The following is a 24,981-nucleotide window of genomic DNA, read 5'->3' as shown; positions in this document are numbered from 1 at the left end:
GGCTTTTTGCTTTCTTTACAATAAAATCTAGAGTATATATTGATAAAAGAGTATACTGAAAGTAGAATATCCATAATTTTGTACGGAATAAATGGAGAAATTTACATAATTGTAAAGGGAAATCAAAATAGTAAAAAGAATTAAGAAGTAAAAGAGTGAGTATCATGGAATAGAGAACATTTGTAAGTTATTGCGAAAGCTCTTATAGGAAAGTATAATGTAAAGATATGAGCACAGATAGGATTAAGGGGTCAATCTTATATGCTTTGCATATCCACGACAGGTACATAGCTGAAAGGGAATTATTAGAATCTGTTTATGTAATTTTTAAGGAAAATGTTTTTCCTATTGTCGTATATGCAATATGGAGAAACAAAAAGCTAGGAGTGGATTTGTTTGATAAAAAACCCCAAGGTTTTAATATTAACTGCACATTACGGTAATGGTCATGTGCAAGTAGCAAAAACATTAGAACAAACATTTCGCCAAAAAGGAATTGAAGATGTTATTGTATGCGACTTGTTTGGAGAATCACATCCATTTATAACTGACATTACAAAATATCTATATTTAAAAAGTTATACAATAGGAAAAGAATTATATCGTTTGTTTTATTACGGGGTAGAAAAAATTTATGATAAGAAAATAGCATCTTGGTATGCGAACTTTGGAAGAAAACGTTTGAAAACACTATTACAGGTGGAGAAACCAGATATTGTAATTAATACATTTCCAATTATCGCTGTACCAGAATTGAAGAAACAAACAGGTATTTCAATTCCTGTCTATAACGTATTAACGGATTTTTGCGTGCACAAAATATGGATTCATCGAGAAGTAGATCGTTATTTTGTTGCAACGGATCATGTGAAAGAATTGATGGTTGATATCGGTGTACCTGCGGAACAAATTGTTGAAACAGGAATTCCAATTCGGAGTAGTTTTGAGTTAAAGGTAAATCCAGAAATCATATATACTAAATATCAGTTATGTAAGAATAAAAAGATTTTACTAATTGTAGCAGGTGCTCATGGGGTATTAGGAAATGTAAAAGAACTATGCCAATCATTTATGTCAGTGCCTAATTTACAAGTAGTTGTCGTTTGTGGGAAAAATGAAGCTTTAAAACAGGATTTATTAAGTTTACAGAAGCAAAATTCCGATGTATTAAAAGTGTTTGGGTATGTTGAAAATATTGATGAATTATTCCGTGTTACTTCTTGTATGATTACGAAGCCAGGCGGAATAACATTAAGTGAAGCAGCAGCGTTGCAAGTACCTGTCATTTTATATAAGCCTGTTCCAGGACAAGAAAATGAAAATGCGATGTACTTTGAAAGAAAGGGAGCAGCAGTTGTCATTCGCGATGATAGTGAGGTTTTTGCAAAAACAGAGGCATTATTACAAGATGATGTGAAGCTTCTTCAAATGAAAGAAGCAATGAAAAGCATCTATCTTCCAGAGCCAGCTGGTCATATTGTAGATGCAATTTTGGCAGAAAATCATGCAGAACCGCGTCATATACCTATTAAATCACCTGCTCTTGCACAATCTTTTACTTAATATGAAACCCTCTTTGTATATGTAAAGAGGGTTCTTTATTATTTTCAAAGAAAATTCAGCCAGTTATCCACAAAAGGATTGCGCTTTCATTAAACAGTAAAGTCGGAATATTAACAACTATATCCACATTGTCCACAATTTTTAGAAAAATATCCACAATTAAAACAGCTGATATATGCTTTAATATAGAAAAATATTAAATGTTTTTGAAAATTACTAACAATTCTGTTGGTTTTGTGGATAAAGTTGTCCACAGCAAAAAAAGCCCATTATGTATAAGGGGCTTTTTTGCTTACTTCTATCAATCGAGAAAATTATGTAATGAAAATGAATAATTAGGGGGGAAACTTCTAATTATTCATTTTCACTTTAAATGCTTTTCGAGCGATATCCTGCTGCACGATCTGCTTTTTGAAATTCGCGTTGATAGAGAACTTCTTGTGTACTAGATAATGTGTTTTTTGCTTTATCACGTTTCTTTTTATCCATTACAAATCACCTCGTGTCTTAAAGTTACTATTTATCGTTTCCAAAGACATGAGGGGATATACGCATATGGAAAATGTTAATGATTGATTATCATTTCAGAAAATTTAGATTATGCTTCTTTTAATTGATGAGCATCTTGGAAGGTTGTATCTCGCATTGTAGCAAGTGTGTATTGATCTTTTGGAATTTCATATAAGTTATATACTTCTTCGTTTGCGTTAATTTCATCATATACGGCTTTTCTTGTTTCGTTTGCTAGATTCACATATTGCAGTTTTTCTGCAGCTTTAATAGAACGAATATTTATTTTACGAATACGCATGAAAATTGTTTCAATATCTAATTCATAGAAAAGTTCACTAAAAAATGAATCTTTTGCCAATTTATTATAGCCTTTTCCATGATATGGTTTGCCAAGCCATGTCCCGAGAAATCCAGCTTTTTCTTGCACATCAAATAAAGTAATTGTTCCGATAGGGTTACCCCATTCATCTAAAATTGTGCGTGAAATTAATTCACCACGCTCTTCAGCTTCAATCGTTTGTTTTGTTAAGAATAAATATTCTTCATAAGAATAAGCCTTTTGACGCACAAAAGGGAAGACAGCTGGATCCACCATTAACTCGTATAGAACGTGGCTGTCGTGTAAGTCGCGTTTTTTCAACATACTAACTCCTCCTCACACGAGGGTAGCATGACGAAAAAACACCCCACCCTCGAAATTTTTATATCAATCTTTAAAAAATTTCGGGGTGGGAATCGAACCCACTAGAACCAGTTTCTAACGCTGGTGGCGCACCATTTGCCTTCCCCATTCATCAATTTGAAAATGATAATCACGACACAAATTGATTATGGTTTCATTCAGTTTATAATCGTATAATACTTTATCTAGTCAAAAAAATAAACTAGTTTTTTTTATTTTTTTTGTAAATTATTTTTCCATCAATCATAGTTAGTACAGGCTTGGCTAAATAATGGAAAGGATGATGAGTCCATAACACGAGATCGGCGTCTTTTCCAACCTCGATGCTTCCAATTCTATCCTCTAAACGCAAATTTCGCGCTGGGAATATGGTGATTCCTTCTAGTGCTGTTTTCTCGTCTAATCCTTCTCTTACTGCGACAGCGGCACAAATATTTAAATATTGAATGGGTGTATAAGGATGATCTGTTGTTATAGAAACTTCCACACCATTTTTAGATAATATATGGTAAGTATCCCATGTCTTGTTTTTTAGTTCGATTTTAGAACGACGTGTCAGAGTGGGACCAACTGAAACCTTCAAATTATGTTTCGAAAGCTCTTCAACAAGAAAGTGTCCTTCTGTACAATGTTCAATACGTAGATCGAGGTTGAATTCCGTTGCAAAGCGTAGCGCAGAACTAATATCATCTGCTCGGTGAGCGTGGATACGTACGGGTATTTCACGACGTAATGCTTTTAAAATAGGAAGCATTCGAAAATCAGCTTCGTGCCCGTAGTGTTGTGCTTCATAGAATGATTCCCGAAGTAACCCCATAATCCCCATACGTGTAATGGATTCTTTTGTTCCATTACTATGGACTTTTTTAGGATTTTCTCCAAAGGCAATCTTTAAACCAGCAGGTTCTTGAATAATCATATGATCAATACAAGTTCCAGCTGTTTTTATTACACAAGTAGTCCCCCCGATAATATTTTGACTGCCAGGCATAACGTGAACGGTTGTAATTCCGTTTTGTACAGCGTCTTGAAAGGCGATATCCAAAGGGTGGATTCCATCTAAAGAACGAATATGTGGTGTTGAAACTTCAGATGTTTCATTGGCATCATTTCCAGCCCAACCAGTGCCTTCATCATAGAGACCAAGGTGAGTATGGACATCAATAAAGCCAGGTAAGAGATGGAGTGCTCGTGCATCTATAACGGTCATATCTTGAGTAGGTTGAATAAAAGGTTTGACCTCGGTAATTCGCTCTCCTGTAACGAGTACATCGCCTTGAAACTTTTGAGATGTAATAGGGTATACAATGGCTTGTTTGAGCAATATTTTCATAGGTACCTCATTTCTGTTACTTTATAATGCTAATGGAAGTTAAGGGAAAGTAACTGAAAGGTTATTTGTATGGTAATGCTTCGGATCCTAGAAAATGAAAGTTTTGAAAGAGCCCATGTAAAATTGTGTTTTAGAAGTACTACATTGTATGCGAAAGTATATTTTGTAATGCATGGTCTATTGCCGGAAATGTGTATTGGTATCCATGTTCAATTGCCTTAATGGGTAATACACGTTGCCCTTCTAGTACAAGTATGCTCATTTCACCTAATAAAGTTTGAATGATAAATGAAGGTACAGGCAACCAATGAGGCTTGTTCATTATAGTTGCAATGTTTTCTCCAAATTCCTTCATTCTTATGGGTGTTGGTGCTGTCATATTAAGAGGACCATCAATTTCTTTTTTGTGTATGATGAAATCCATCATACGAACGACATCGTCTATATGAATCCATGATAACCATTGTTTCCCAGAACCAATGGTGCCGCCGATATAGAATTGATAGGGAAGTAGCATTTTTGGAAGAGCTCCTCCATTTGCACCTAATACGACTCCAAATCTTGCGTAGATTGTTCGTATTCCGAGAGAACGTGCTTTAGATGCTTCTTGTTCCCATGAATATACTGTATTTGCTAAAAAGTCATTTCCAGGAGTCTCATGCTGTTCTGTAAAAGACTCTATTTCAGATGTTCCGTAGTATCCAATAGCACTTGCGTTAATAAATGTGTGTGGCTTTGTATGGAGTCCCTGCAATTGTTTAATGAGTCCTTTTGTTGTTTGAATTCTACTGTTTAAAATGGCTTTCTTTTGTTGCTTTGTCCATCTACTATTAATAGACTCTCCGGCTAGATTAATAACTACATCAATAGAAGAGAGGGGGAAGGTTTGTAAATCTGGTGTCCATTGAACATACTGAAGGTTAGGGTCGGAAGTTTCAGTAGTTTTTTTTCGTGTGAGAATGTAAACAGTATATCCTTTTTGAATAAAAAAAGTAGAAAGGGATTTACCGATAAAGCCTGTACCACCAGAAATTGCGATTTTCACAAGTATTTCCTCCTCATTATATATATTCTTGAAAAGAAAAAATGTTCCTCGACTATGTTAAAATAATAGAGAGGTGAGAGTATGGCTGTCATTACAAAAATAGAAGTACAAAAACGATCGAAAGAACGATTTAATATTTATATTGATAAAGGTCAAGGCGAAGAGTACGGATTTAGTGTGGATCAAGTAATCTTAATAAAACATGGATTACAAAAGGGCTTAGAAATTGATGAAATCGAGTTAGGGAATATTTTGTACAATGAAGAAGTACAAAAAGCATATTTACAAGCAATCTCCTATTTATCCTATCAAATGAGAACAAAACAAGAAATAGAAGATTTTTTACGAAAAAAAGAAGTGGGACAGGCCATCATCTCTGAAGTCGTTTCGAAATTATTACATGACCGATATATTAATGATAAAGAGTATGCTGTTTTATATATGCGAACGCAAAGTAATGTGAATCGAAAAGGTCCAACTGTTATTAAAAGAGAGTTATTAAATAAAGGTGTTCAGGATTTAATTATTACACATAGTTTACAAGAATATCCGAAGGAAAAGCAAATTGAGAATGCCTTGTTTCTCATAGAGAAGAAGAAAAAATCTTATCAAAAACATTCTTTTTTACAAATGAAACTAAAGTTAGATGAGATGCTTGTTCGAAAAGGATATTCTAGAGAAGTAATTCAAATTTGTTTGGAAGAATTGAAAGACGAAAAAGATGACGAAAAGCAACAAGAAGCGTTACACTATCATGGGAATAAATATTATGAGAAATATAAGAAGCATGATGGATGGACATTTGAAAACAAGATGAAACAAGCGTTATATCGAAAAGGATTCTCTATTGATGAAATCGAGATATTTTTGCAAATGAAACGCGAAGAGGAATGAGGAGAATAAGATGAATATGCCAAAACGCTACAGTGAAATGACACCGCATGAGCTAAGGGAAGAAATTGGCGCTTTGAAGGAGCAAGCAGTAAAAGCTGAGCAGCTTGGGATTGTCAATGAATTTGATGTATTAATGAGAAAAATGGCAATGGCTCGTGCTTATATGACGGATATAAACAAGTTCCATATTGGTGAAAAATATGAATTAGTAGAAGAACCTGGTGTATTATTTAAAATTACGTATTTCAATGGGGTATTTGCTTGGGGATATAAGCAAAATGATAATGAAGAGATTGGCATACCAATTTCCTTATTGCAAGAAAAATAAAAACCAGAGAGCACATATCTCTCTGGTTTTCATCTTTGGTAGGCGTTAAAGGAGATAGGAGATTCTAAAATTGGCGTTTTTTACATTCATTTGCCAATATAATGAGAGACTGGGTTTGTTGCGTCTGTCCGTTAACTTGCGCTTTCGCATGTTTTGGACGAGTCCACGTATGGTTAAATAATTCAGAACGACTATCTAAGCGATCACGGTAGCTCATCTTTATCACCTCGTGTAGGAAGTTAATTTAATTTGTACTACTCTTCCTGCTGATTTGCAGCACGCATACGTTCTTGTGGGTGCGTGTTAATTGTGCCGTTAGGTCGTTTCGAAGCGAAGCGTGATTTCGCTTTCGGTTGACCGTCGATTTTGCTGTTGTTTTTTGACTCAGACCAAAATTCGGCTTGTTTACCCATTGCGAACGCCCTCCTCATTATCGGTTGATACCTTTTTAAGAAGTATCAATTATAGAATGTGCAAAATTGAAGAAACTATCCTTTAGAAATGAAGGGATAAATAGGTAAAAGGAGATTATAATATGAATGATATTTATGAAACATTAACGAAAGAATTATTAGACAAGAATGACAAGCTTTCTTACGCACAAGCTCGTGCGTGGGTTGAGTTACTATGGGAAGATTTTCAAACAACTTATGCAAAATCAGGTCGTTATCAAGGCGATGAAATGACGGAACAAGTGGTACGATCATGGATTAATAATCATGGTGTACGCCTTCATGAAATGCGGACAAATAATCCGAAGTATAGTCATTTAATTAATCAAGAAGATCATTTGAAACATTAAAAAAAGCGACTTAAGTCGCTTTTTTTAATGTGGAAGTAATTCCAGTTTTTTTCGAAGCTTTTCTTCACTAAAGATCCATCCTGTATAGGAACTAATAATATTTAAATTGTGGTCGAGCTGAACGATTGCAACAAATGGATAATAATCTTTACTTCGATATCGTAAATCAATGAATCGTACTTCATAATAATGGTCATGATCAAAAATATCCCAGCGATATACAGGAGAGAAAGATAGGAAGGCTGAGATGTTTTCATCTTGTTTAGCTGCTCGCATAATATTATTGTCTGGGAACGGTACCCGATCGAACTTGTCATATATCATGATGTTACCACGGTGCCATCTCGCAACGTAGTAATAATCAGCCGTAACGACTGCTAAATGGTAATGATAAAATCGGTAAGAAGGAGAAATGATAATCTTTTCGACATTTTTGAAACGTTTGTGTACAACGCTTCTTATATTTCTGTGCATCATAATCCGTCCGATATAGTAAACAATCATTAATATATATGCCGCTAAAGCTGTATATCCCTTATGAGAACCGACGAGCATGCAAGCAATTGCAAGTATATGGATAAAGAAAATTACGGTATCGAATGTATTAATTATGCCAAGTGCGACCCATTTTTTTGTGAAAGGTCGTAATGCTTGTGTACCATAGGCGTTGAAAATATCTACAAAGACGTGAAGAAAGACGGCAATAAATGACCAAAGTAGTAGATGAAGATATGGAGCTTCTGAAAAGAAGGCGAAAGAGATGCCACTTATAAGGAATGACCAAAGAATTACCGCGGGAATAGAATGAGTAATCCCACGATGATTTCTTATATATTTAGCGTTATTACGCAATTTTAGAACTGTGTCAATGTCAGGAATGTTGGAACCAGCAATTGTAGCAAGCATAACAGCTTGGGGGCCAATATCACTTTGTGCTATAGCTGGATCTAATGTTGCTAAGCTACCTAAAGTGATACCCATAACAAGGTGAGTGGCTGTGTCCATAGAAATCCACCTCCGTTTTTTATTAATGTAACTCTTTTTATTCGATACCTCAAGTCCTTTGCCTTCTATTTCCTGTATCATCTTACTTAAATTTTTTCCTAAAATCTTTATAATAGTACTTATATGCAAAAAAATGAGGGGGATCAAGTTTGACACTTGAAATACTAAACAATTTTAATATAGAGCAGTTTCAAAATGATTTAATTGGTTGGTTTGAAGAAGAACAGCGCGACTTACCGTGGAGAAAGAATAAAGATCCATACCGCGTTTGGGTTTCTGAAATTATGTTACAGCAAACAAGAGTAGAAGCTGTAAAACCATATTACGCAAATTTTATGGGGAAGTTTCCTACACTTGAAGCGTTAGCGAACGCAGATGATGAAGAAGTATTAAAAGCATGGGAAGGTTTAGGATATTATTCTAGAGCACGTAATTTACATGCGGCAGTAAAAGAGGTAAAAGAAGTATACGGCGGAGTTGTACCAAGTGATGTAAAGAAAATTGAAAAGTTAAAAGGAGTCGGACCATATACAAAAGGTGCTATTTTAAGTATCGCATATGGTATACCAGAGCCGGCAGTTGATGGAAATGTTATGCGTGTATTATCTCGTATTTTATCAGTATGGGATGATATTGCAAAACCAAAGACTCGAAAAGTTTTTGAAGAGATTGTGCGTGAAATTATTTCGATTGAAAATCCATCTTATTTTAATCAAGGTTTGATGGAATTAGGTGCACTAATTTGTATTCCGAAAAATCCAGCATGCTTACTTTGTCCTGTACGTGAACATTGCAGAGGGTATGCTGAAGGTGTTCAAAAAGAATTACCAGTAAAAAGTAAAGCGAAAGCTCCTAAAATGGTACCTATTGTTGCAGGTGTACTTCAAACTGAAGACGGTCGTTACGTTATTAATAAACGTCCAAGTACAGGTTTGTTAGCTAACATGTGGGAGTTTCCGAATGTGGAACTTGGAGAAAGTATTCGAAATCAGAAGGAACAGCTTATAGATTATATGAAAGAAAAATTTGAGCTCGAGGTTTCTATTGATGAATACGCAATGAATGTACAACATACGTTTACACATCGTACTTGGGATATATTTGTATTTTACGGAAAAGTAACAGGTAATATTGTTGATACAGATACATTAAAATTTGTATCAAAAGAGGTATTTGAGCAATTACCTTTCTCAAAATCACACCGTACTATTTATGAAAATTGTGTGGAGAAAATTACAATGCAATAAATAAAAAAGTGTTCCCAATCTAGGGAACACTTTTTTAATCGTAAGAAATTTTTGTCCCATGAGTCCAACTAGCTTCACTTTCTTGTAAGCCGCCTCTTGATTCGATTTCTACTACAATTTCTTTGTAAATACTTTGCCCTTCTACATTTAAATAAGGCAGAACCTGTTGTAGTGAGTGATGAAAATAAGCTAATTCATCTTCTTTCCATTCATTTTTTGAAATCATCGTTAGTTCAGTCATATCGCGTCCTATATACATATTTACACCTCCATTTTCTATAGTTTGAATGAGTAACAAAAGTTATATGCGGAAATTTTAAAAAAGAAAATTACGGATAGCTTCTAAGTGAATTGGTTACATTATTGATTGTGGAGGTGAGAAAGATGAGTAAAAAACAACAAGGTTATAACAAAGCAACTTCTGGTGCTAGCATTCAAAGTACAAATGCTAGTTATGGTACAGAGTTTTCAACTGAAACAGATGTACAAGCTGTAAAACAAGCAAACGCACAATCAGAAGCAAAGAAAGCACAAGCTTCTGGTGCACAAAGTGCAAACGCTAGTTATGGTACAGAATTTGCAACTGAAACAGACGTGCATTCTGTGAAAAAACAAAATGCTAAGTCAGCTGCAAAACAATCACAATCTTCTAGCTCAAATCAGTAATGAAAGAAAAACACTTCTCTAATTCGGGAGAAGTGTTTTCTTTTTGCGTGGATCGTTGTAATGAAAAGAAAGCGAACGACATAACTTCTAATAAGTCAACAAATGTAGTCAAAGGAGAAGGAAGTTAACAATTAGAATTATGTAATTAGGAATAATAACTGATGAATAAGTCCAAAAGGGGGTAAGTAATGAACGATTTTGATAAGTTGGTAGGGGAGCAATTAGAAACGATGGATGAGTTGTTAAAGTTACAAGCACATCTAGAGAAGTATCAACAAATCGAAATGAATGAAAAAGATACGTGCGATAAAAAAGAACTGCATTTTATCCGTCAGGAAATATATAGAACAGAAGTAGCGTTGAAGATGTTACATGAGAAATTTGAAGAACAAACGAATAGTGTAATTCAATCTTTTGCAACTGAAAAAATGATTTCAAATTTAGGGTAAGATATATTGTTATCTTCAGGTGAAAAGTCCTTCTTTGTATGGAAATAGAGAAGGGCTTTTTCTATTACATGTCCTCGCTTATAAATAATACAGTACAATCCTTTTATCTCCTAAGAAGCGGTGGGGCATAGTATTCAACGATAAACCTCCTACATATTCAGTTTGAAAAATAGAGTCTTATCCCTTTAGTTTTAAAATTTCGACAAAAAAGTTATAATAGAAAAAAAGTGAATGCCGTTCAAAGGGCATTTGCAGTTGAAAGAAGGGAGCATATATGGGATTTCCCAAAGAAGGAGAAAAAGTACAAATACATAGTTATAAACATAATGGCTCCATTCATAGAATGTGGGAAGAAACAACAATTTTAAAAGGGACACAGAGTCTTGTAATCGGAGCGAATGATCGTACAGTAGTTACAGAATCGGATGGCCGAACATGGATTACTCGTGAACCAGCAATTTGCTATTTTCATGCCAACTATTGGTTTAATGTGATTGGGATGCTTAGGGAAGATGGCGTATATTATTATTGTAATTTAAGCTCACCTTTTGCGTATGATCCTGAAGCATTAAAGTATATTGATTATGATTTAGATATTAAAGTATATCCAGATATGACATATACGCTTCTAGATGAAGATGAGTATGAAAAACATAGTGAAATTATGCAGTATCCACCTGTTATTGATACAATTTTAAAACGAAATGTAGCACATTTAACACAGTGGATTCATCAAAGAAAAGGTCCATTTGCACCAGATTTCGTAGATATGTGGTATGAACGATATTTAATGTACAGAAATTAAAACAAACCTGCAGGGGGCTTCCCGGCAGGTTTGTCCTATTAGAGGGGGGATTATGTGCAAGGCATAAAAAGATATTTACAATTTGTTAAACCATATCGGTGGCTTATTGCTATTACAATTATTATTGGACTAGTTAAGTTCGGTATCCCACTTATTATGCCGTGGTTATTAAAGTATATTATCGATGATGTAATTCAAGGCGCTGGCTCACTTCAAGATAAAACATCTCAATTAATAACAGCGATTGGAATTGCTTTCTTTATTTTTGCGGTATTAAGACCACCGATTGAATATTATCGTCAATATTTCGCCCAACGTATCGCAAATACAATACTGTATGATTTGCGGAAGCATATTTTCGGTCACTTACAAAAGTTAAGTTTACGTTATTACTCCAATACAAAAACAGGGGAGATTATTTCGCGTGTCATCCATGATGTAGAACAAACGAAAGATTTTGTAATTACTGGTTTGATGAACGTCTGGTTAGATACTGCAACAATTGCTATTGCTATCATTGTTATGTTTTCTATGAATATAAAATTAACATTTGTTGCGTTATTGATTTTACCTATTTATGTAATTGCAGTGAAATATTTTTTCGGGCGTCTTCGGAAATTGACGAAAGAGCGTTCACAAGCGTTAGCGACGATGCAAGGGTATTTGCATGAACGTATTCAAGGAATGCAAGTGACACGTAGCTTTGCGTTAGAAGAGTATGAGGGGAAGCAGTTTGAAAAAAGAAATAATGAATTTTTAACGAAAGCATTAACCCATACAAGTTGGACGGCAAGAACATTTTCGGCAGTAAATACGTTAACTGATTTAGGTCCGTTACTTGTGATTGGTTTTGCAGCATATGAAGTAATTCAAGGACAGTTAACGCTAGGAACGATGGTAGCTTTTGTTGGATATATGGATAGTTTATATAGTCCGCTTCGCCGCCTTGTTAATTCATCTACAACATTAACACAATCTTTTGCATCGATGGACCGTGTGTTTGAACTGTTAGATGAAAAATACGATATTGTTAATGTGCCAAATGCGGTACAAACGAAAAAATTAAATGGAGAAATTGTATTTGACAATGTTTCTTTTCGTTATAATGTAGATGAAAAAGAGATATTACACAACTTGTCATTAACTATGCAGCCTGGAGAGAAAGTAGCGCTTGTAGGAGCAAGTGGGGGAGGAAAGTCATCTCTTGCTAGTTTGATCCCGCGTTTCTATGATGTTTCTGAAGGCACGGTTTATGTAGATGGCATAGATGTAAGAAAGTATAATATGAGAAATTTGCGTAGTCATATTGGAATTGTACTGCAAGATAATTTATTGTTTAGCGATACAATTGGAGCTAATATTTTATATGGAAATCCGAAGGCTACAGAGAAAGAGGTGATTGCAGCTGCTAAAGCTGCGCAAATTCATGATTTTATTATAGACTTACCAGATGGTTATAATACTGTCGTTGGAGAACGTGGTGTGAAGCTATCGGGCGGGCAAAGACAACGCGTGGCAATTGCACGAGTGTTTCTAAAGAATCCTTCGGTACTTATATTAGATGAAGCAACTTCAGCATTAGATTTAGAAAATGAAAGGTATATTCAAGAGGCGCTTCAGACGTTAGCTGCTGACCGGACAACGATTATAATTGCACATCGATTAGCGACGATTACGCATGTTGATACGATTATTTACATTGAAGACGGTGAGATTAAAGAGACTGGTTCTCATGAAGAGTTAATGCAAAAAAGAGGATTTTATTACAATTTATATCAACTTCAACATATAACAGAAACAGCTCCTTTAGCATAAAAGGAGCTGTTTTTTTATTCGTCTTCTTTTTTATCATCGATTTGGAGTTCTTTTTCTGGTTTATGGTATGTGTAGAAGCTATCTACAAGCAAATCTAAATGCTCTACTTCTTCACTATAGTTAATGATGGAAGAAATAAGAGGGAAGAGATGTAACCATGTTTTATATGCTTCTTCATCGTCTTTATTTTGATATTCCATAAAGATATCAATTAATTCTTGTTTACCTGTTTCAACTTCATCAAGCATTTCGACTGATTGTTGTTTTTTTGCTTTACCAATAAATTTTAATAAAACTTGTTCATGATAATGCGTTAATGAGTCAAGTTCGTTTTGGATAGATTCCTGAAATTCTTCCGGCATATAGCGCAGTTCATTTTCAGTACGGTGTAATGATTTTAACGTACTTAAAGCACGGCTTGTTGTCGCTAACATTTGTCTGAATAAAACGAGCTTACGAATTTTTGCGAACTTTACTTTTTTCGTGTAGCTTCTTTCTTCTTTATACAGCAAATAGTAATGGTTTAGTTTGATCATTTTTTCTTTCATACGATCAATATCAGTTTTTAGCGTTGTAAAATCAGAAGCCTGCCTGCTATTCATTCGAATCCATTTTACAATTTCTTCTGTATTATCAACGATACGATGATAAAGTTTTGTTTCATATTTTGGCGGCATAAATACTAAATTTACAAGTGAAGCCGCAATAATACCAATCATAATCGTCGCAAATCGAAGTAAGGCAAAACTAAAGAAATCTTCGCCTTGATACTCCATAATGGCGATAACTGTTACTAAAGCAATTGATATTGTGTTTTCTAATCGTAATTGTAATGTAAGAGCAATTACTAATATACATGTTAATCCAATAATAAAAGGATTATGTCCAAAAGCAGTAGCAAATGCGATAGCAAATATCGCACCAATTACATTTGCTTGAATTTGTTCAAGTGCTGTTAAATAAGAACGGTATACAGACGGTTGAACAGCAAAGATAGCTGAAATTCCCGCAAATACCGGACTCGGTAATTGAAGTAAAATACAAGCAAATAAAGCTAACGTGATGGCAATACCCGTTTTTAAAATGCGAGCACCAAGTTTCATACCCTTAATAAGATCCTTTCTCTTGTCATAATGAATGTACAACATGATACTATACATTCATTACAATATGTTAGCAAGTGATATTTTAGTGACGTTAAAAGAAATTAGTGTTCATTTTATCCCGCTAATTGTGAGTAGTAAGATTCACGCCTCAAAATTCAGAAGCTGGATGCCGGTAAACGTCCGATTGGTGTAGGCTAATTAAAGTTTCACTTTATAATTTTTCCTAATTCCTTTTAAACATCAGTTTTTAGTAAAAAAACCTGCTGAATTTCAGCAGGTCTCAAATTGTTACTATAGATTACTATGAGAAGCGTACTTCGTCAATTTTTTCTTAATAATGAAAATTACTCATTTTACTCTGTTGAGATAGATGGATCTGCCTGTTCTTTTTTCGGGATAATCTCAAAAAACTTGTTCTGTATATCATCTAATAATGGTGTTAACAAAGCAACTTCCTCATATTGCTCGTGCTCGTTTAGTACACGAATATAGTCTAGCAATAATTCAGTTACATCTTTCAAACCATTTTTACTAATTGGTTGTAATGTAACATTTGCGCCTTTTGCGATTCTTCTTTTTAAGGCCTGTTCTGTTAAGCCTAAGTTTGAATCACGACGCAAATAAACAACACCGCCAGTCATGCCAGCGCAAATCCATGGACCAGGGTCACCTAAAACAAGCGCTCGCCCGTTTGTCATATATTCAAAAGCAAAACCTTTAATATTGGAGTATGCACCTATATTTCCTTGCTCTTTTTCACGGAGTGGTTTTGTTATTCTACCTCCAATTATCATGTCTGCCCCAGAAAGGCGAATGCCAGCGCGAGCATCAGCGTTCCCTTGTACGTATAGTGCCCCTTTTTGTGCACCATATCCAAATCCTTTTCCGACAGAACCGTTATAATATACTCCGTCTTTTCCTTTTGATTTCGTTATATAAATCCCACCACCAAAGGAAGTTTTACCAATGCCATCTTGTGCGCCGCCATTTACGTGTATAAATAAATTTTCACTATTGTAAGCACCTAACCCATTTCCGGGAATAGAACCATTCGTATACTTTAATGTAAGTGGTTCAAGTTGAGTAGCTTCATATAGTTTACTGCGAACGCGATAACATGATTCTAGACCACCCATAACGCGTTGCTCTACACCAACGCCTACCAATTCTTTTGAGTCAGCGGAATGAACTGTCTTAAATTGTTTTTCCGATACGCCTTCTGTTGTTGTAACAGATGGATGTTCTATTATTTGTAGTAAATTACGTAAGTTTAATAAATTTTCGCCTCGAACTTGCTCTAATAAATCAGAACGCCCAACAATTGCTTGTAAATTTGTATAACCAAGCTGTCCTGTTAATCGTTTTAGTTCTACACCGAAAGAGGTGAATAAATTTAGCAGGCCAGCAACTGCGCTTTCTAATTCGCGTGGGACGAAGCGGCGTAACCCGTGTTCTTTTGCTTGTGCTTCAGACTCGATTTGTGTCGCAATTCCAACATGGCAAGTATCTAGATGGCACCCACGGCAAGTAGTACAGCCGATTGCAATCATTGATAGTGTGCCAAATCCAATACGGTTTGCTCCGAGGAGCATGATTTTCAAGGCATCATTTACACTTCGAATACCACCATCTGCCCAAATCTCTACTTTATGTCTCATGCTTGCTTCTAATAAAGCGTTGTGAGCGGCTTTAACACCAATTTCTACAGGGAGACCTACATGCTGCAATGCGTGAATACGTGCAGCGCCTGTTCCGCCATCGAATCCGCTAATGTTAATAAAATCAGCGCCAGCTTTGGCGATACCGACAGCAATTGTTCCGATATTAGGAACAACAGGGACTTTCACGGCTACTTTGGCAAGTTGATTAGCTGTTTTAATTTCTGTAATCATTTGAGCTAAATCTTCAATTGAATAAATATCATGGTTATTAGAAGGCGAAATTAAATCTGAGCCGATTGTCGCATTACGTGCTTCAGCGATTTTGGCTGTCACTTTTGAACCAGGTAAATGCCCACCTTCCCCAGGCTTTGCGCCTTGACCGATTTTGATTTCAATTAAGTTTGATGAGTTTAGTAGTTCGGCATTTACTCCAAATCGCCCAGATGCTACTTGTTGTCCACGTGTATGTGGATATTTTCCAATCATATCTTTAATTTCGCCGCCTTCACCGTTCAAGCTAATCATATTTAGCTGATCGGCTGCTTCTGCATATGCGCGAAAGGCAATTTCGTTTTGAGAACCAAATGACATAGAACTAATAATAAATGGTAAATTATGATTTTTGATGCCGATAGATACTTCTTCAGTTGGAACGACATGTTTTGTTTGTTTCGTTTGAACAAGGTGTCTGATTGCGATTGGATTATTCTCTTCTAGTTCACTTAACTTGTCACGGTAATCATCATAAGAATTTCCTTTTGCAACATCGCCGATTGCTTTCCAAATTCGCGGGAATATATGAAATGATTTTCGCATTCTAATTTTAGGATTGTTATAATCCTCTGCTCGTATTTTTGCATCTTCAACAAGTGATTCAAGTGAAAAGGCTAAATCATTTGAACCGAAGAAATTTGTAATCTGTAATATATTTGCGATTTCTTCATGTAATCCAATAGATGAATAGAGACGTCCGTAACCACGTAACTCATGAATTCCAATTGTTGAAATGACTTTTTCTAATCCTTTATTAAGTGCAGTATATAGATTCGTAATTGGTGTTTTTGTTCCATCATTTACAGTCGCGAATAATAAATATGGATTAATACCATCTGCTCCTAATCCATATAGCGTGACAATGTCATGTAAGGAGCGAAGAGCACCAGAACGTATAACGAGAGAACAATTGCGGCGTAATTTATTTTCACTTAATGCTTGATGTACTTTAGCGGTAACTAAATGTGGATCAATCCACAATCGTTCATTTAGATGGGCTTTTGCGTCATCTAATACTAGTAGGGAAGCGCCATTGTTAACAGCAGCTATCGCTTCAGAACTAATGCGGCTTAATGCGCATTGCAGAGTTTCTGACGAGCTGAATGTAGCAGAGATTGTGGCGATAGAGTTATGAGTCTTAAATAGCTCTATGAGTTGTTCGTACGTAATTGTGTGTAATTCCTCTGCAATAGGTTGTGCCACGCTGCCTTCTAAAATAATTGGTGAAAGCATTTCAACTACAAATGGCCGTTTTGCGCCGCTTAATAAACTTGGACGCTCTCCAAGTACAGTACGTGTAGAGAAGTGTTCAATTTCACGGTCACGGTCAATTGCAGGGTTTGTAACAACAGCTACACTTTCTTTAATAAAGTCAGCGATATTTCGTCTATCAGTATCGAGTGCGGCAAGTGGTGAGTCATGCCCAAGTGAGCGTATTGGCTCAACGCCTTTTGTTGCCATCTGTTCAAGAAGTTGAATATGTTCTCGGTCCCATCCGAAAGCGACGTATTCTTTCGTTTCAACTTGAACAGAATCACATAGCCCTTGGATTTTTTTCGTTTCAGGGATAGATAAATTTAAATGGTAATTGGTAGTATCAATTCGCTTTTTAAAACGGTTATATACTTGGATTTGATATTTGTCATATTCATAAAGAACAAGTTCATCTTGTTCATTCCATTTTAATCCGACTTTTTCTCCAGGAGCGAGTGGTTTTGGTTCTGCTACATATTTAGTTGGTGATACAACTCCAGGTTCAGAAGAGAAAATATAAGAGCTCTCTGTCTCTACTTTCCATACTGGGCGTAATCCAAGGGAATCAACGCTGAAAACAGCTTCATCTTTAAAACGGGAAATGATGCCAGCTGGTCCTTGTGCAAAATGTCCCCATGCTTCACGTATATACGTATATAAATCTTGTAAAGGTGTTTCATAAAGTTTAATTTCATTAATAATTGGTGGGAATAGAATTTCCATTGCTTCAAATAAGCTGTAGCCGTATTGAACAAGTAGGGTTTCTAAGGTGCGGTTTAAATCTTGAGAGTCACTGCCTCCTGCAGTAAGTGGTACATCAATCATTTCAGCTTGATCGCGTAATTTCGCAATTGTGTTAATTTCACCATTATGTCCGAGAATGCTAAATGGTTGTACACGAAAAAAATTAGATAATGTATTAGTAGAGTAGCGGTTATGTCCTAATGTCATAGTTGAAGCGATAAGCGGATGTTGTAAATCATTATAGTAGGCAACAAGCGTATCACCAGCACCTAGAACTTTATATACAACATGATCATGACTTAATGAAGCAACATGAATTGCTTCGTTTTCCTCTATTTTTATTGTGACAGAAAATAATGTTTGCTCAATATTTATAATTTCGTTTTCTGCGATAAGGGCAACTTGCCAAAATAAAGGTTCTTCTTGTTTACCAAGTGGACCGAGCGCATCTGAGTTTGTTGCATCGTCACTTTCGAAAATAATAGTAAAGTTTTTGTTGTTTAATTGCGTACGAATATAATCTTTTAAGGCAGTAATGTTTTCTTTTTTATTTAGAAAAAAATGTCCAACGATAAAGTGGGGATGATCCACAATCGTTGGATTATATCCGCTACTTTTTAGTTTTTCATTCCAAAGTGTTTTTGGTATATCAATGTGAATGCCGATGCCATCGCCCTCGCCATTAATGAAACCAGCTCTATGATTCATTTTGACGAGTGATTGTATGCAAAGGTCAATGTTTTCTTTTGTAGCAATTTTTCGTTTCTCCATAACGGAAACGATTCCACACGCATCATGTTCTGCATTTCTATAATCTCGAAATAAAGACGGTGTCCATGTATTTTTTTTATTGAGCATCCGTCAATCCCCCCTCTTGTAAAAGTTAGAATAATCTTACTATTTAAGGCGCAAATCACCTTGTACACAGAGATAGTAATGCTGTAAAAGAATATAAAACAGATAATTATGAATAATTATACTATTAATACGTAATTTATGAAATAGAAAAAAGGAAAAAAGAAAGGTGAGCTTTCTTTTTTCCTTTTAATGACGGGATTATTTATTGTCTGCTAGGGCAGCAAATGCTCTGCCGACAGCTTCGATTGTATATTCAATATCTTCTTTTGTATGTTCTGTAGTTAAGAACCATGCCTCGTATTTAGAAGGTGCTAAGTTAACTCCTTCTTGAAGCATAAGCTTGAAGAATTTACCGAACATTTCACCGTCTGTATCTTGTGCGGCATCGTAATCTTCAATTGTATTAGTTGTGAAGTATACAGTTAAAGCCCCTTTTAGACGATTTAATGTAATGTCGATATTATGTTTCGCTGCTTGCTCTAAAATTCCTTTTTCAAGCATTGCACCAAGTTCATCTAATTTCTCATAAAGCCCTTCTTGTTGAAGTACTTCTAGACAAGCGATACCTGATGCCATAGAAGCAGGGTTTCCTGCCATTGTACCAGCTTGGTATGCAGGTCCAAGCGGAGCAACTTGTTCCATAATTTCTTTCTTACCACCGTAAGCACCGATTGGTAAGCCACCGCCAATAACTTTACCAAGCGCTGTTAAGTCAGGTGTAACACCAAGTAAGTCTTGAGCACCGCCGTACATAAAGCGGAAAGCAGTAATAACTTCATCATAAATTACTAGTGCGCCAGCTTCGTGAACAAGTTCATTCACTTTTTCAAGGAATCCAGGTTTAGGCTCTACAATACCGAAGTTTCCAACGATCGGTTCTACAAGGATAGCTGCTACTTCATGACCCCATTTATCTAAAGCTTCTTTTAAAGTTTCTACATTGTTAAATGGAACGGTAATAACTTCTTGTGCGATACTTTGTGGTACGCCAGCTGAGTCAGGAGTTCCTAAAGTAGAAGGGCCAGATCCAGCTGCCACAAGTACTAAATCAGAATGACCGTGGTAACAACCAGCAAATTTCATGATTTTTGTGCGACCTGTATAAGCACGAGCAACACGAATCGTTGTCATCACTGCTTCTGTACCAGAGTTTACGAAACGGACTTTATCTAATGCAGGCATTGCTTCTTTTAACATTTTTGCGAATTTTACCTCTAGCGCTGTTGGTGTTCCATAAAGTACCCCATTTTCAGCAGCTGTTGTAATTGCTTTTGTTATATGCGGATGAGCATGTCCAGTAATAATAGGACCGTATGCTGCTAAATAATCGATATATTTATTTCCGTCTACATCCCAGAAATAAGCGCCTTTCCCACGTTCCATAGCAACAGGAGCGCCGCCGCCAACTGCTTTAAAAGAACGAGAAGGACTGTTAACACCGCCAACGATATGCTCTAAAGCTTCTTTATGTAATGCTTCTGACTTTGTGAAATTCACTACAATTCATCTCCTTACAAAAATCTATGTATTATTCTAACATGTTTTTCGAAAAGACGTATTGTTTGTGATAGCGAAGGCAGTTGGGTAAACTATTCGTTGTGACATTTAGGAGGGGGGGCCGATTATGAAATCGGTAATTGAGGTACAAGGGTTACGTAAAGAGTTTACAGCCTATTCAAGTCGTCCGGGCTTAAAGGGTGCATTTCGCGATTTATTAAATCGTAATTGTAAAATAGTACCAGCAGTAAATGATGTATCTTTTACTGTAAAGCAAGGTGAAATGGTTGGTTATATCGGTGAGAACGGTGCTGGTAAATCAACAACAATTAAAATGCTTACGGGGATTTTAACTCCGACATCAGGGCAAATCACAGTAAATGGAATGAACCCACATAAACAAAGAGAAGAATTTGTAAGAACAATTGGTGTTGTTTTTGGACAGCGTTCGCAACTTTGGTGGGATATTGCAGTACAAGAATCGTTTCGTTTATTAAAGAAAGTGTATGGTGTATCAGACGCTCAGTATAAGGAGCATATGGAGCACGTAATTGAAACGTTAGATATAGGGCCCTTATTAGATAAACCAGTTCGAAAATTATCTCTTGGTCAAAGGATGCGTTGTGAATTAGCGGCAGCCTTAATTCATAATCCACCGTTATTATTTTTAGATGAGCCAACAATTGGGTTAGATGTACTTGTGAAATTGAAAATACGTGAATTTTTAAAAGAAATGAATGAACGTTATAAAACAACAATTTTATTAACAACACACGATATTACTGATATTGAAGCTTTATGTGAGCGCGTTATCATGCTGGATGAAGGAAATATTATGTATGACGGTTCTTTAAATAATCTTCGTACGCAGTGGGGAGCGGAGAAGGAAATTCACTTTCAGTTTGTTGCACCAGTTTCCTATCAGGCTTTATCAATGGTTATGCCAGATAATCATGTCGTTTGGTCGAAAGCAAAAGAGGAAAATGCATGGGTTGCAAAAATTCCGAATGAAGAAGTTATTATTTCAATGCTTATTTCTAAAGTAGTACAAGCCTTTCAAATTAAAGATTTAAAAATTAACGAAGTGTCTACAGAGGAAATTATTCGTAACATTTATGAAGAGGGTATTACGCATGGGTAAGTATATTGAAATGATTCGAATTCGCTTTTTAATGATGCTTGCGTATCGTACAAATTACTATAGCGGGATTTTAATTTATACGATTAATATCGGTGCTTACTATTTTTTATGGCAAGCAATTTATAGTGGAAAAGAGAATATTGAAAGTTTATCTATTTCGCAAATGACCACGTATATCGCAATCGCGTGGATGGCACGTGCCTTCTATTTTAATAATATAGATAGGGAAATTGCGATGGAGATCCAAGAAGGACGTGTGGCTGTAGAATTAATTCGTCCGTATAACTATTTGGGAATGAAAGTTATGCAAGGTCTTGGCGAGGGAATATTCCGTTTTGCCTTCTTTTCCATTCCAGGCATGGTTATCGTTACGTTATTATTTTCGTTGCAAATTACAACAAATTTTCAAACTTGGTTATATTTCTTCTTATCTTTAATATTTAGTTTTATTATTAATACACAAATTAATTTAATGACGGGAATGCTTACGTTTTTCCTATTTAATAATAGTGGGATTATGTATGCAAAACGCGTTGTTATTGATTTATTTTCAGGTCTATTATTACCAATTAGTTTTTATCCGCTATGGGCCCAAAAAGCAATGATGTTTTTACCGTTTCAGGCTATTAGTTATATTCCAAGTATGATTTTTTCTGAAGGTATACAGGGGAGTAAGTTGTATGAGGCTTTAGTATTTCAAGTGATTTGGGCGATTGTACTTATTATTCCAATTGTACTCATGTGGAGAACGGCGAGAAAACGTCTAATTGTACAAGGGGGATGATGAGATGCTATATATAAACTTATTTTTACAATATGCAAGTCAATATATAAAAACAAAATTGGAGTATCGAGGCGATTTTATCGTTGGTTTACTTTCTGATTTATCGCTTCAAGCAGTTAATTTAATATTTATTCTCGTTGTATTTGGGCATACACAAGCATTGAAGGGATGGAGTCGAGAAGAAGTAATCTTTATTTATGGTTTCTTTTTAGTACCATTTGCCATCTTTTCAGCTTTCTTTAATATATGGGATTTTAATGATCGATACATTATTAAAGGGGAGATGGATCGTGTATTAACGCGGCCGATCCATAGCCTATTTCAAATTATATTAGAAAGAATGGAACTTGAATCTTTAATTGGAGCTATTACAGGGATTGTTGTAATGGGATATGCAGCTGTGGAGTTACAATTATCTTTTTACTGGTATGATTTCTTCTTATTTATATTGATGGTAGGAGGAGGAGCACTTGTATATGGAGGGATATTTGTTACGCTGGCGAGCCTTGGTTTTTGGTCGGATGCGAAAAGTTCAATTATGCCTCTTATGTATAACATAGGTAATTACGGGCGCTATCCTGTTAATATTTATAATCGTGTAATTCGTTTCATTTTAACGTTTGTTTTACCGTTTGCGTTTGTTGGAGTATATCCAGCGGCATACTTTTTAAGAAAAACAGAATGGAATAGTTATGCATTTGCGACGCCAATTGTTGGTGTTATCTGTTTTACGATTGCAATCACCCTCTGGAACCAAGGGGTAAAAAGGTATCGTGGCGCGGGTAATTAATTATAGAAGCTTGTTCGTTGCTAAGGGATAAATCAGTTCTCCACCTCATACATATAAAATGAGGTGGAGGACATGTTATGGGGATTTATTCTATTAATTGCAGCAATCGCTATTTTGAAAAGTGTCCAATTATTATGGAGTTCCTATTCGGATTCAACGCGTTTTTTTTCGCTCTATAATTTGGCCACATTATTTTTAATCTATACAACAGTACTAATCGCATTTGGATTAAGTTACGTTGTATTAGAGGAAATGGGTTTTGCAGTTTTGAAAGAGGACGGAGAAAGTTTGAACGCTCATTCTTTTCAACTCGTCGAAGTTTGTTTATATTTTAGCGCAGTTACTTTATTGTCTGTTGGATATGGTGACATATCTCCGATTGGAATTGGGCGATGGATTGCAATCGCAGAAGCGCTAATTGGATATACACTCCCTTTTGCTTTTGTGATGAGGTCTGTAATAGACAATGAAAAATAAGGAAGCATTTGTTATAGTAAAGGAAAAGAGTAGGAGTGATAACTATGATTACAGTAGGAGAAATGGCACCAGAATTCACATTAGAGGGAAGTAACGGAGAAGAAGTTCGCCTAGCTGATTTCCGCGGTAAAAATGTAGTTCTCTATTTTTATCCGAAAGATATGACGCCAGGATGTACAACTGAAGCATGTGATTTTCGTGATGCGTATGGAGTATTTCAAGAGAAGGATACGGTTATTCTTGGAGTAAGTCCTGATTCAGCGAATAGACATTTGAAATTCATTGAGAAACATGAATTGCCATTTACACTTTTAGTAGATGAAGATCATAAAGTAGCAGAGTTATACGATGTTTGGAAGTTAAAAAAGAACTTTGGGAAAGAGTATATGGGAATCGAGCGTTCTACATTCCTTATTAATAAAGACGGTGAACTTGTAAAAGAGTGGCGTAAAGTGAAAGTGAAAGGACATATTGAGGATGTTCTTTCTTATATAAAATAAATCTACATTGGAGATAAAATATGCAGAAACAAGGCAAGTGTCTATACATATTTTACTGCCTTACATAAAGTGGAAGTGTAGGGCATACCTCCTCAGATGATAGTATTCCAAGTGCGATTATGTCGCACTTTTTTCTATGGAATATATGAAGAAAAAAGGGAAAGATACATAAAAACAAGTCCTGAATATAAAAATAAACTACATACTTATAGTAGAAATATTGACGATTTATAAGAAAAGGAGTACACTCTTTATAAGAATTATAAAATAATAATCCGTATAGAATCGGGGTGCATGACGGTGGTCAAAGAAGAATTAAAAGAAGCGCTAGAAATGCTGAAAAATACGGGTGTACGCATTACTCCACAGCGTCATGCTATTTTAGAGTACCTTGTGGAATCAATGACGCACCCAACAGCGGATGATATTTATAAAGCATTAGAAGGTAAGTTTCCAAATATGAGTGTTGCAACTGTCTATAATAACTTACGTGTGTTTAAAGAGGTTGGACTTGTAAAGGAATTAACTTATGGAGACGCTTCAAGTAGATTTGATTATGTTACAAGTCAACATTATCATGTGATTTGCGAAAAATGTGGTAAGATTGTTGATTTTCCTTATGGAGGCTTGGAAAAGCTGGAAGAGGAAGCTGCGAAAACGACAGGCTTCGTTATCAATAGTCATCGCTTAGAAATTTATGGCGTTTGTCCAGAGTGTCATAAGGCGTAATATATAAGAAAGAAAGAGGC

Annotated in this window: 26 protein-coding genes; 15 read left to right on the top strand and 11 right to left on the bottom strand. The window is 35.6% G+C overall.

Translation table 11 applies throughout. The features are described from left to right. Positions 1-396 precede the first annotated feature (396 nt). Positions 397-1,563, top strand: coding sequence for a diglucosyl diacylglycerol synthase (locus DN401_RS08790; RefSeq protein ID WP_000594693.1), 1,167 nt, complete (start codon positions 397-399; stop codon positions 1,561-1,563). A gap of 369 nt (positions 1,564-1,932) precedes the next feature. On the opposite strand, the gene DN401_RS08785 is transcribed toward DN401_RS08790, so the two are convergent. The 4 genes from DN401_RS08785 to DN401_RS08770 form a co-directional block, all read right to left on the bottom strand. Next, entirely contained in the window at positions 1,933-2,052 is a 120-nt protein-coding gene (locus DN401_RS08785) for a YfhE family protein (RefSeq protein WP_000358482.1), read from the bottom strand. Positions 2,053-2,161: 109 nt separating this feature from the next. Then, positions 2,162-2,719, bottom strand: coding sequence for a GNAT family N-acetyltransferase (locus tag DN401_RS08780; protein WP_000914737.1), 558 nt, complete (start codon positions 2,717-2,719; stop codon positions 2,162-2,164). A 241-nt stretch (positions 2,720-2,960) separates the two neighbouring features. Next, positions 2,961-4,091 (bottom strand): amidohydrolase, encoded by a 1,131-nt coding sequence (locus DN401_RS08775; protein ID WP_000698319.1) that lies wholly within the window; start codon positions 4,089-4,091, stop codon positions 2,961-2,963. A 139-nt stretch (positions 4,092-4,230) separates the two neighbouring features. Continuing rightward, positions 4,231-5,136 (bottom strand): TIGR01777 family oxidoreductase, encoded by a 906-nt coding sequence (locus tag DN401_RS08770; protein ID WP_000684382.1) that lies wholly within the window; start codon positions 5,134-5,136, stop codon positions 4,231-4,233. A gap of 81 nt (positions 5,137-5,217) precedes the next feature. Here DN401_RS08770 and recX point away from each other — a divergent pair, with 81 nt between their 5' ends. Both recX and DN401_RS08760 read left to right on the top strand, forming a co-directional pair. Continuing rightward, entirely contained in the window at positions 5,218-6,030 is an 813-nt protein-coding gene (gene recX / locus DN401_RS08765; protein ID WP_000268501.1) for a recombination regulator RecX, read from the top strand. A gap of 10 nt (positions 6,031-6,040) precedes the next feature. Further along, positions 6,041-6,358: a YfhH family protein gene (locus DN401_RS08760; RefSeq protein WP_001057018.1), complete on the top strand. Its 318-nt coding sequence runs from the start codon at positions 6,041-6,043 to the stop codon at positions 6,356-6,358. 64 nt (positions 6,359-6,422) lie between these two features. Here DN401_RS08760 and DN401_RS08755 read toward each other — a convergent pair whose 3' ends face one another. After that, on the bottom strand, positions 6,423-6,575 hold the full coding sequence (locus tag DN401_RS08755) for a YpzG family protein (protein WP_000122093.1): 153 nt from the start codon (positions 6,573-6,575) through the stop codon (positions 6,423-6,425). A gap of 37 nt (positions 6,576-6,612) precedes the next feature. Continuing rightward, on the bottom strand, positions 6,613-6,771 hold the full coding sequence (locus tag DN401_RS08750; protein WP_000517891.1) for a small, acid-soluble spore protein K: 159 nt from the start codon (positions 6,769-6,771) through the stop codon (positions 6,613-6,615). Positions 6,772-6,893: 122 nt separating this feature from the next. On the opposite strand from DN401_RS08750, the gene DN401_RS08745 reads away from it, so the two are divergent. Beyond that, positions 6,894-7,160 (top strand): YfhJ family protein, encoded by a 267-nt coding sequence (locus DN401_RS08745; protein WP_000998166.1) that lies wholly within the window; start codon positions 6,894-6,896, stop codon positions 7,158-7,160. Between the two features lie 24 nt (positions 7,161-7,184). On the opposite strand, the gene DN401_RS08740 is transcribed toward DN401_RS08745, so the two are convergent. Further along, the gene (locus DN401_RS08740) at positions 7,185-8,165 is read right to left on the bottom strand and encodes a metal-dependent hydrolase (protein WP_000379112.1); all 981 of its coding nucleotides are present in this window, start codon (positions 8,163-8,165) and stop codon (positions 7,185-7,187) included. Positions 8,166-8,314: 149 nt separating this feature from the next. On the opposite strand from DN401_RS08740, the gene mutY reads away from it, so the two are divergent. After that, positions 8,315-9,412 (top strand): A/G-specific adenine glycosylase, encoded by a 1,098-nt coding sequence (mutY, locus tag DN401_RS08735; RefSeq protein ID WP_000171391.1) that lies wholly within the window; start codon positions 8,315-8,317, stop codon positions 9,410-9,412. A gap of 34 nt (positions 9,413-9,446) precedes the next feature. On the opposite strand, the gene DN401_RS08730 is transcribed toward mutY, so the two are convergent. Beyond that, entirely contained in the window at positions 9,447-9,671 is a 225-nt protein-coding gene (locus DN401_RS08730) for a hypothetical protein (protein ID WP_000275438.1), read from the bottom strand. Between the two features lie 125 nt (positions 9,672-9,796). On the opposite strand from DN401_RS08730, the gene DN401_RS08725 reads away from it, so the two are divergent. From DN401_RS08725 to DN401_RS08710, 4 genes are all read left to right on the top strand, one after another. Further along, positions 9,797-10,078, top strand: a complete 282-nt coding sequence (locus DN401_RS08725; protein WP_000039046.1) for a gamma-type small acid-soluble spore protein — start codon at positions 9,797-9,799, stop codon at positions 10,076-10,078. 188 nt (positions 10,079-10,266) lie between these two features. After that, positions 10,267-10,527 carry a YgaB family protein gene (locus DN401_RS08720; RefSeq protein ID WP_000997575.1) on the top strand — a complete coding sequence of 87 codons (261 nt, stop codon included), beginning with the start codon at positions 10,267-10,269 and terminating at the stop codon, positions 10,525-10,527. Between the two features lie 274 nt (positions 10,528-10,801). Continuing rightward, positions 10,802-11,332: a nucleoside tri-diphosphate phosphatase gene (gene ntdP, locus DN401_RS08715; RefSeq protein ID WP_000506622.1), complete on the top strand. Its 531-nt coding sequence runs from the start codon at positions 10,802-10,804 to the stop codon at positions 11,330-11,332. 54 nt (positions 11,333-11,386) lie between these two features. Further along, positions 11,387-13,147 carry an ABC transporter ATP-binding protein gene (locus tag DN401_RS08710; RefSeq protein WP_001161599.1) on the top strand — a complete coding sequence of 587 codons (1,761 nt, stop codon included), beginning with the start codon at positions 11,387-11,389 and terminating at the stop codon, positions 13,145-13,147. 14 nt (positions 13,148-13,161) lie between these two features. Here DN401_RS08710 and DN401_RS08705 read toward each other — a convergent pair whose 3' ends face one another. The 3 genes from DN401_RS08705 to hemL all read right to left on the bottom strand — a co-directional run bounded on the left by DN401_RS08705 (position 13,162) and on the right by hemL (position 20,540). Then, complete coding sequence (locus DN401_RS08705; RefSeq protein WP_000765787.1) at positions 13,162-14,250, bottom strand: aromatic acid exporter family protein; 1,089 nt, start codon at positions 14,248-14,250, stop codon at positions 13,162-13,164. A 356-nt stretch (positions 14,251-14,606) separates the two neighbouring features. Continuing rightward, positions 14,607-19,043 (bottom strand): glutamate synthase-related protein, encoded by a 4,437-nt coding sequence (locus tag DN401_RS08700; protein ID WP_000932762.1) that lies wholly within the window; start codon positions 19,041-19,043, stop codon positions 14,607-14,609. A 198-nt stretch (positions 19,044-19,241) separates the two neighbouring features. Continuing rightward, on the bottom strand, positions 19,242-20,540 hold the full coding sequence (gene hemL / locus DN401_RS08695; protein WP_001011863.1) for a glutamate-1-semialdehyde-2,1-aminomutase: 1,299 nt from the start codon (positions 20,538-20,540) through the stop codon (positions 19,242-19,244). Positions 20,541-20,667: 127 nt separating this feature from the next. On the opposite strand from hemL, the gene DN401_RS08690 reads away from it, so the two are divergent. The 6 genes from DN401_RS08690 (at position 20,668) to perR (ending at position 24,961) form a co-directional block, all read left to right on the top strand. Then, positions 20,668-21,681 (top strand): ABC transporter ATP-binding protein, encoded by a 1,014-nt coding sequence (locus tag DN401_RS08690; protein ID WP_000843638.1) that lies wholly within the window; start codon positions 20,668-20,670, stop codon positions 21,679-21,681. Beyond that, entirely contained in the window at positions 21,674-22,465 is a 792-nt protein-coding gene (locus tag DN401_RS08685; protein WP_000521519.1) for an ABC transporter permease, read from the top strand. Before DN401_RS08690 ends, DN401_RS08685 begins: the two co-directional genes overlap by 8 nt. Positions 22,466-22,469: 4 nt before the next feature. Continuing rightward, a complete protein-coding gene (locus DN401_RS08680) occupies positions 22,470-23,255 on the top strand; it encodes an ABC transporter permease (protein ID WP_000965773.1) in 786 nt (261 codons plus the stop codon). A gap of 72 nt (positions 23,256-23,327) precedes the next feature. After that, entirely contained in the window at positions 23,328-23,732 is a 405-nt protein-coding gene (locus DN401_RS08675) for a potassium channel family protein (RefSeq protein ID WP_000964343.1), read from the top strand. Between the two features lie 44 nt (positions 23,733-23,776). Next, on the top strand, positions 23,777-24,232 hold the full coding sequence (gene bcp / locus DN401_RS08670) for a thioredoxin-dependent thiol peroxidase (protein ID WP_000633710.1): 456 nt from the start codon (positions 23,777-23,779) through the stop codon (positions 24,230-24,232). A gap of 300 nt (positions 24,233-24,532) precedes the next feature. Further along, on the top strand, positions 24,533-24,961 hold the full coding sequence (gene perR, locus DN401_RS08665; protein WP_000237829.1) for a peroxide-responsive transcriptional repressor PerR: 429 nt from the start codon (positions 24,533-24,535) through the stop codon (positions 24,959-24,961). Positions 24,962-24,981 lie beyond the last annotated feature (20 nt).

Source organism: Bacillus sp. BF2-3 (assembly GCF_008368795.1).
GTDB classification, from domain to species: domain Bacteria; phylum Bacillota; class Bacilli; order Bacillales; family Bacillaceae_G; genus Bacillus_A; species Bacillus_A cereus.
This window is presented reverse-complemented; position numbering and strand designations above follow the sequence as displayed.

What these genes read in the sequence shown, in the direction of transcription:
- DN401_RS08760 (WP_001057018.1), top strand. Translation starts at nt 6,041, where the DNA reads ATGAATATGCCAAAACGCTACAGTGAAATGACACCGCATGAGCTAAGG.
- DN401_RS08755 (WP_000122093.1), bottom strand. Translation starts at nt 6,575, where the DNA reads ATGAGCTACCGTGATCGCTTAGATAGTCGTTCTGAATTATTTAACCAT.
- recX (WP_000268501.1), top strand. Translation starts at nt 5,218, where the DNA reads ATGGCTGTCATTACAAAAATAGAAGTACAAAAACGATCGAAAGAACGA.
- DN401_RS08775 (WP_000698319.1), bottom strand. Translation starts at nt 4,091, where the DNA reads ATGAAAATATTGCTCAAACAAGCCATTGTATACCCTATTACATCTCAA.
- DN401_RS08675 (WP_000964343.1), top strand. Translation starts at nt 23,328, where the DNA reads ATGTTATGGGGATTTATTCTATTAATTGCAGCAATCGCTATTTTGAAA.
- ntdP (WP_000506622.1), top strand. Translation starts at nt 10,802, where the DNA reads ATGGGATTTCCCAAAGAAGGAGAAAAAGTACAAATACATAGTTATAAA.
- DN401_RS08685 (WP_000521519.1), top strand. Translation starts at nt 21,674, where the DNA reads ATGGGTAAGTATATTGAAATGATTCGAATTCGCTTTTTAATGATGCTT.
- DN401_RS08750 (WP_000517891.1), bottom strand. Translation starts at nt 6,771, where the DNA reads ATGGGTAAACAAGCCGAATTTTGGTCTGAGTCAAAAAACAACAGCAAA.
- DN401_RS08690 (WP_000843638.1), top strand. Translation starts at nt 20,668, where the DNA reads ATGAAATCGGTAATTGAGGTACAAGGGTTACGTAAAGAGTTTACAGCC.
- DN401_RS08705 (WP_000765787.1), bottom strand. Translation starts at nt 14,250, where the DNA reads ATGAAACTTGGTGCTCGCATTTTAAAAACGGGTATTGCCATCACGTTA.
- DN401_RS08680 (WP_000965773.1), top strand. Translation starts at nt 22,470, where the DNA reads ATGCTATATATAAACTTATTTTTACAATATGCAAGTCAATATATAAAA.
- DN401_RS08780 (WP_000914737.1), bottom strand. Translation starts at nt 2,719, where the DNA reads ATGTTGAAAAAACGCGACTTACACGACAGCCACGTTCTATACGAGTTA.
- DN401_RS08730 (WP_000275438.1), bottom strand. Translation starts at nt 9,671, where the DNA reads ATGTATATAGGACGCGATATGACTGAACTAACGATGATTTCAAAAAAT.
- DN401_RS08785 (WP_000358482.1), bottom strand. Translation starts at nt 2,052, where the DNA reads ATGGATAAAAAGAAACGTGATAAAGCAAAAAACACATTATCTAGTACA.
- DN401_RS08740 (WP_000379112.1), bottom strand. Translation starts at nt 8,165, where the DNA reads ATGGACACAGCCACTCACCTTGTTATGGGTATCACTTTAGGTAGCTTA.
- DN401_RS08745 (WP_000998166.1), top strand. Translation starts at nt 6,894, where the DNA reads ATGAATGATATTTATGAAACATTAACGAAAGAATTATTAGACAAGAAT.
- DN401_RS08725 (WP_000039046.1), top strand. Translation starts at nt 9,797, where the DNA reads ATGAGTAAAAAACAACAAGGTTATAACAAAGCAACTTCTGGTGCTAGC.
- DN401_RS08720 (WP_000997575.1), top strand. Translation starts at nt 10,267, where the DNA reads ATGAACGATTTTGATAAGTTGGTAGGGGAGCAATTAGAAACGATGGAT.
- DN401_RS08700 (WP_000932762.1), bottom strand. Translation starts at nt 19,043, where the DNA reads ATGCTCAATAAAAAAAATACATGGACACCGTCTTTATTTCGAGATTAT.
- bcp (WP_000633710.1), top strand. Translation starts at nt 23,777, where the DNA reads ATGATTACAGTAGGAGAAATGGCACCAGAATTCACATTAGAGGGAAGT.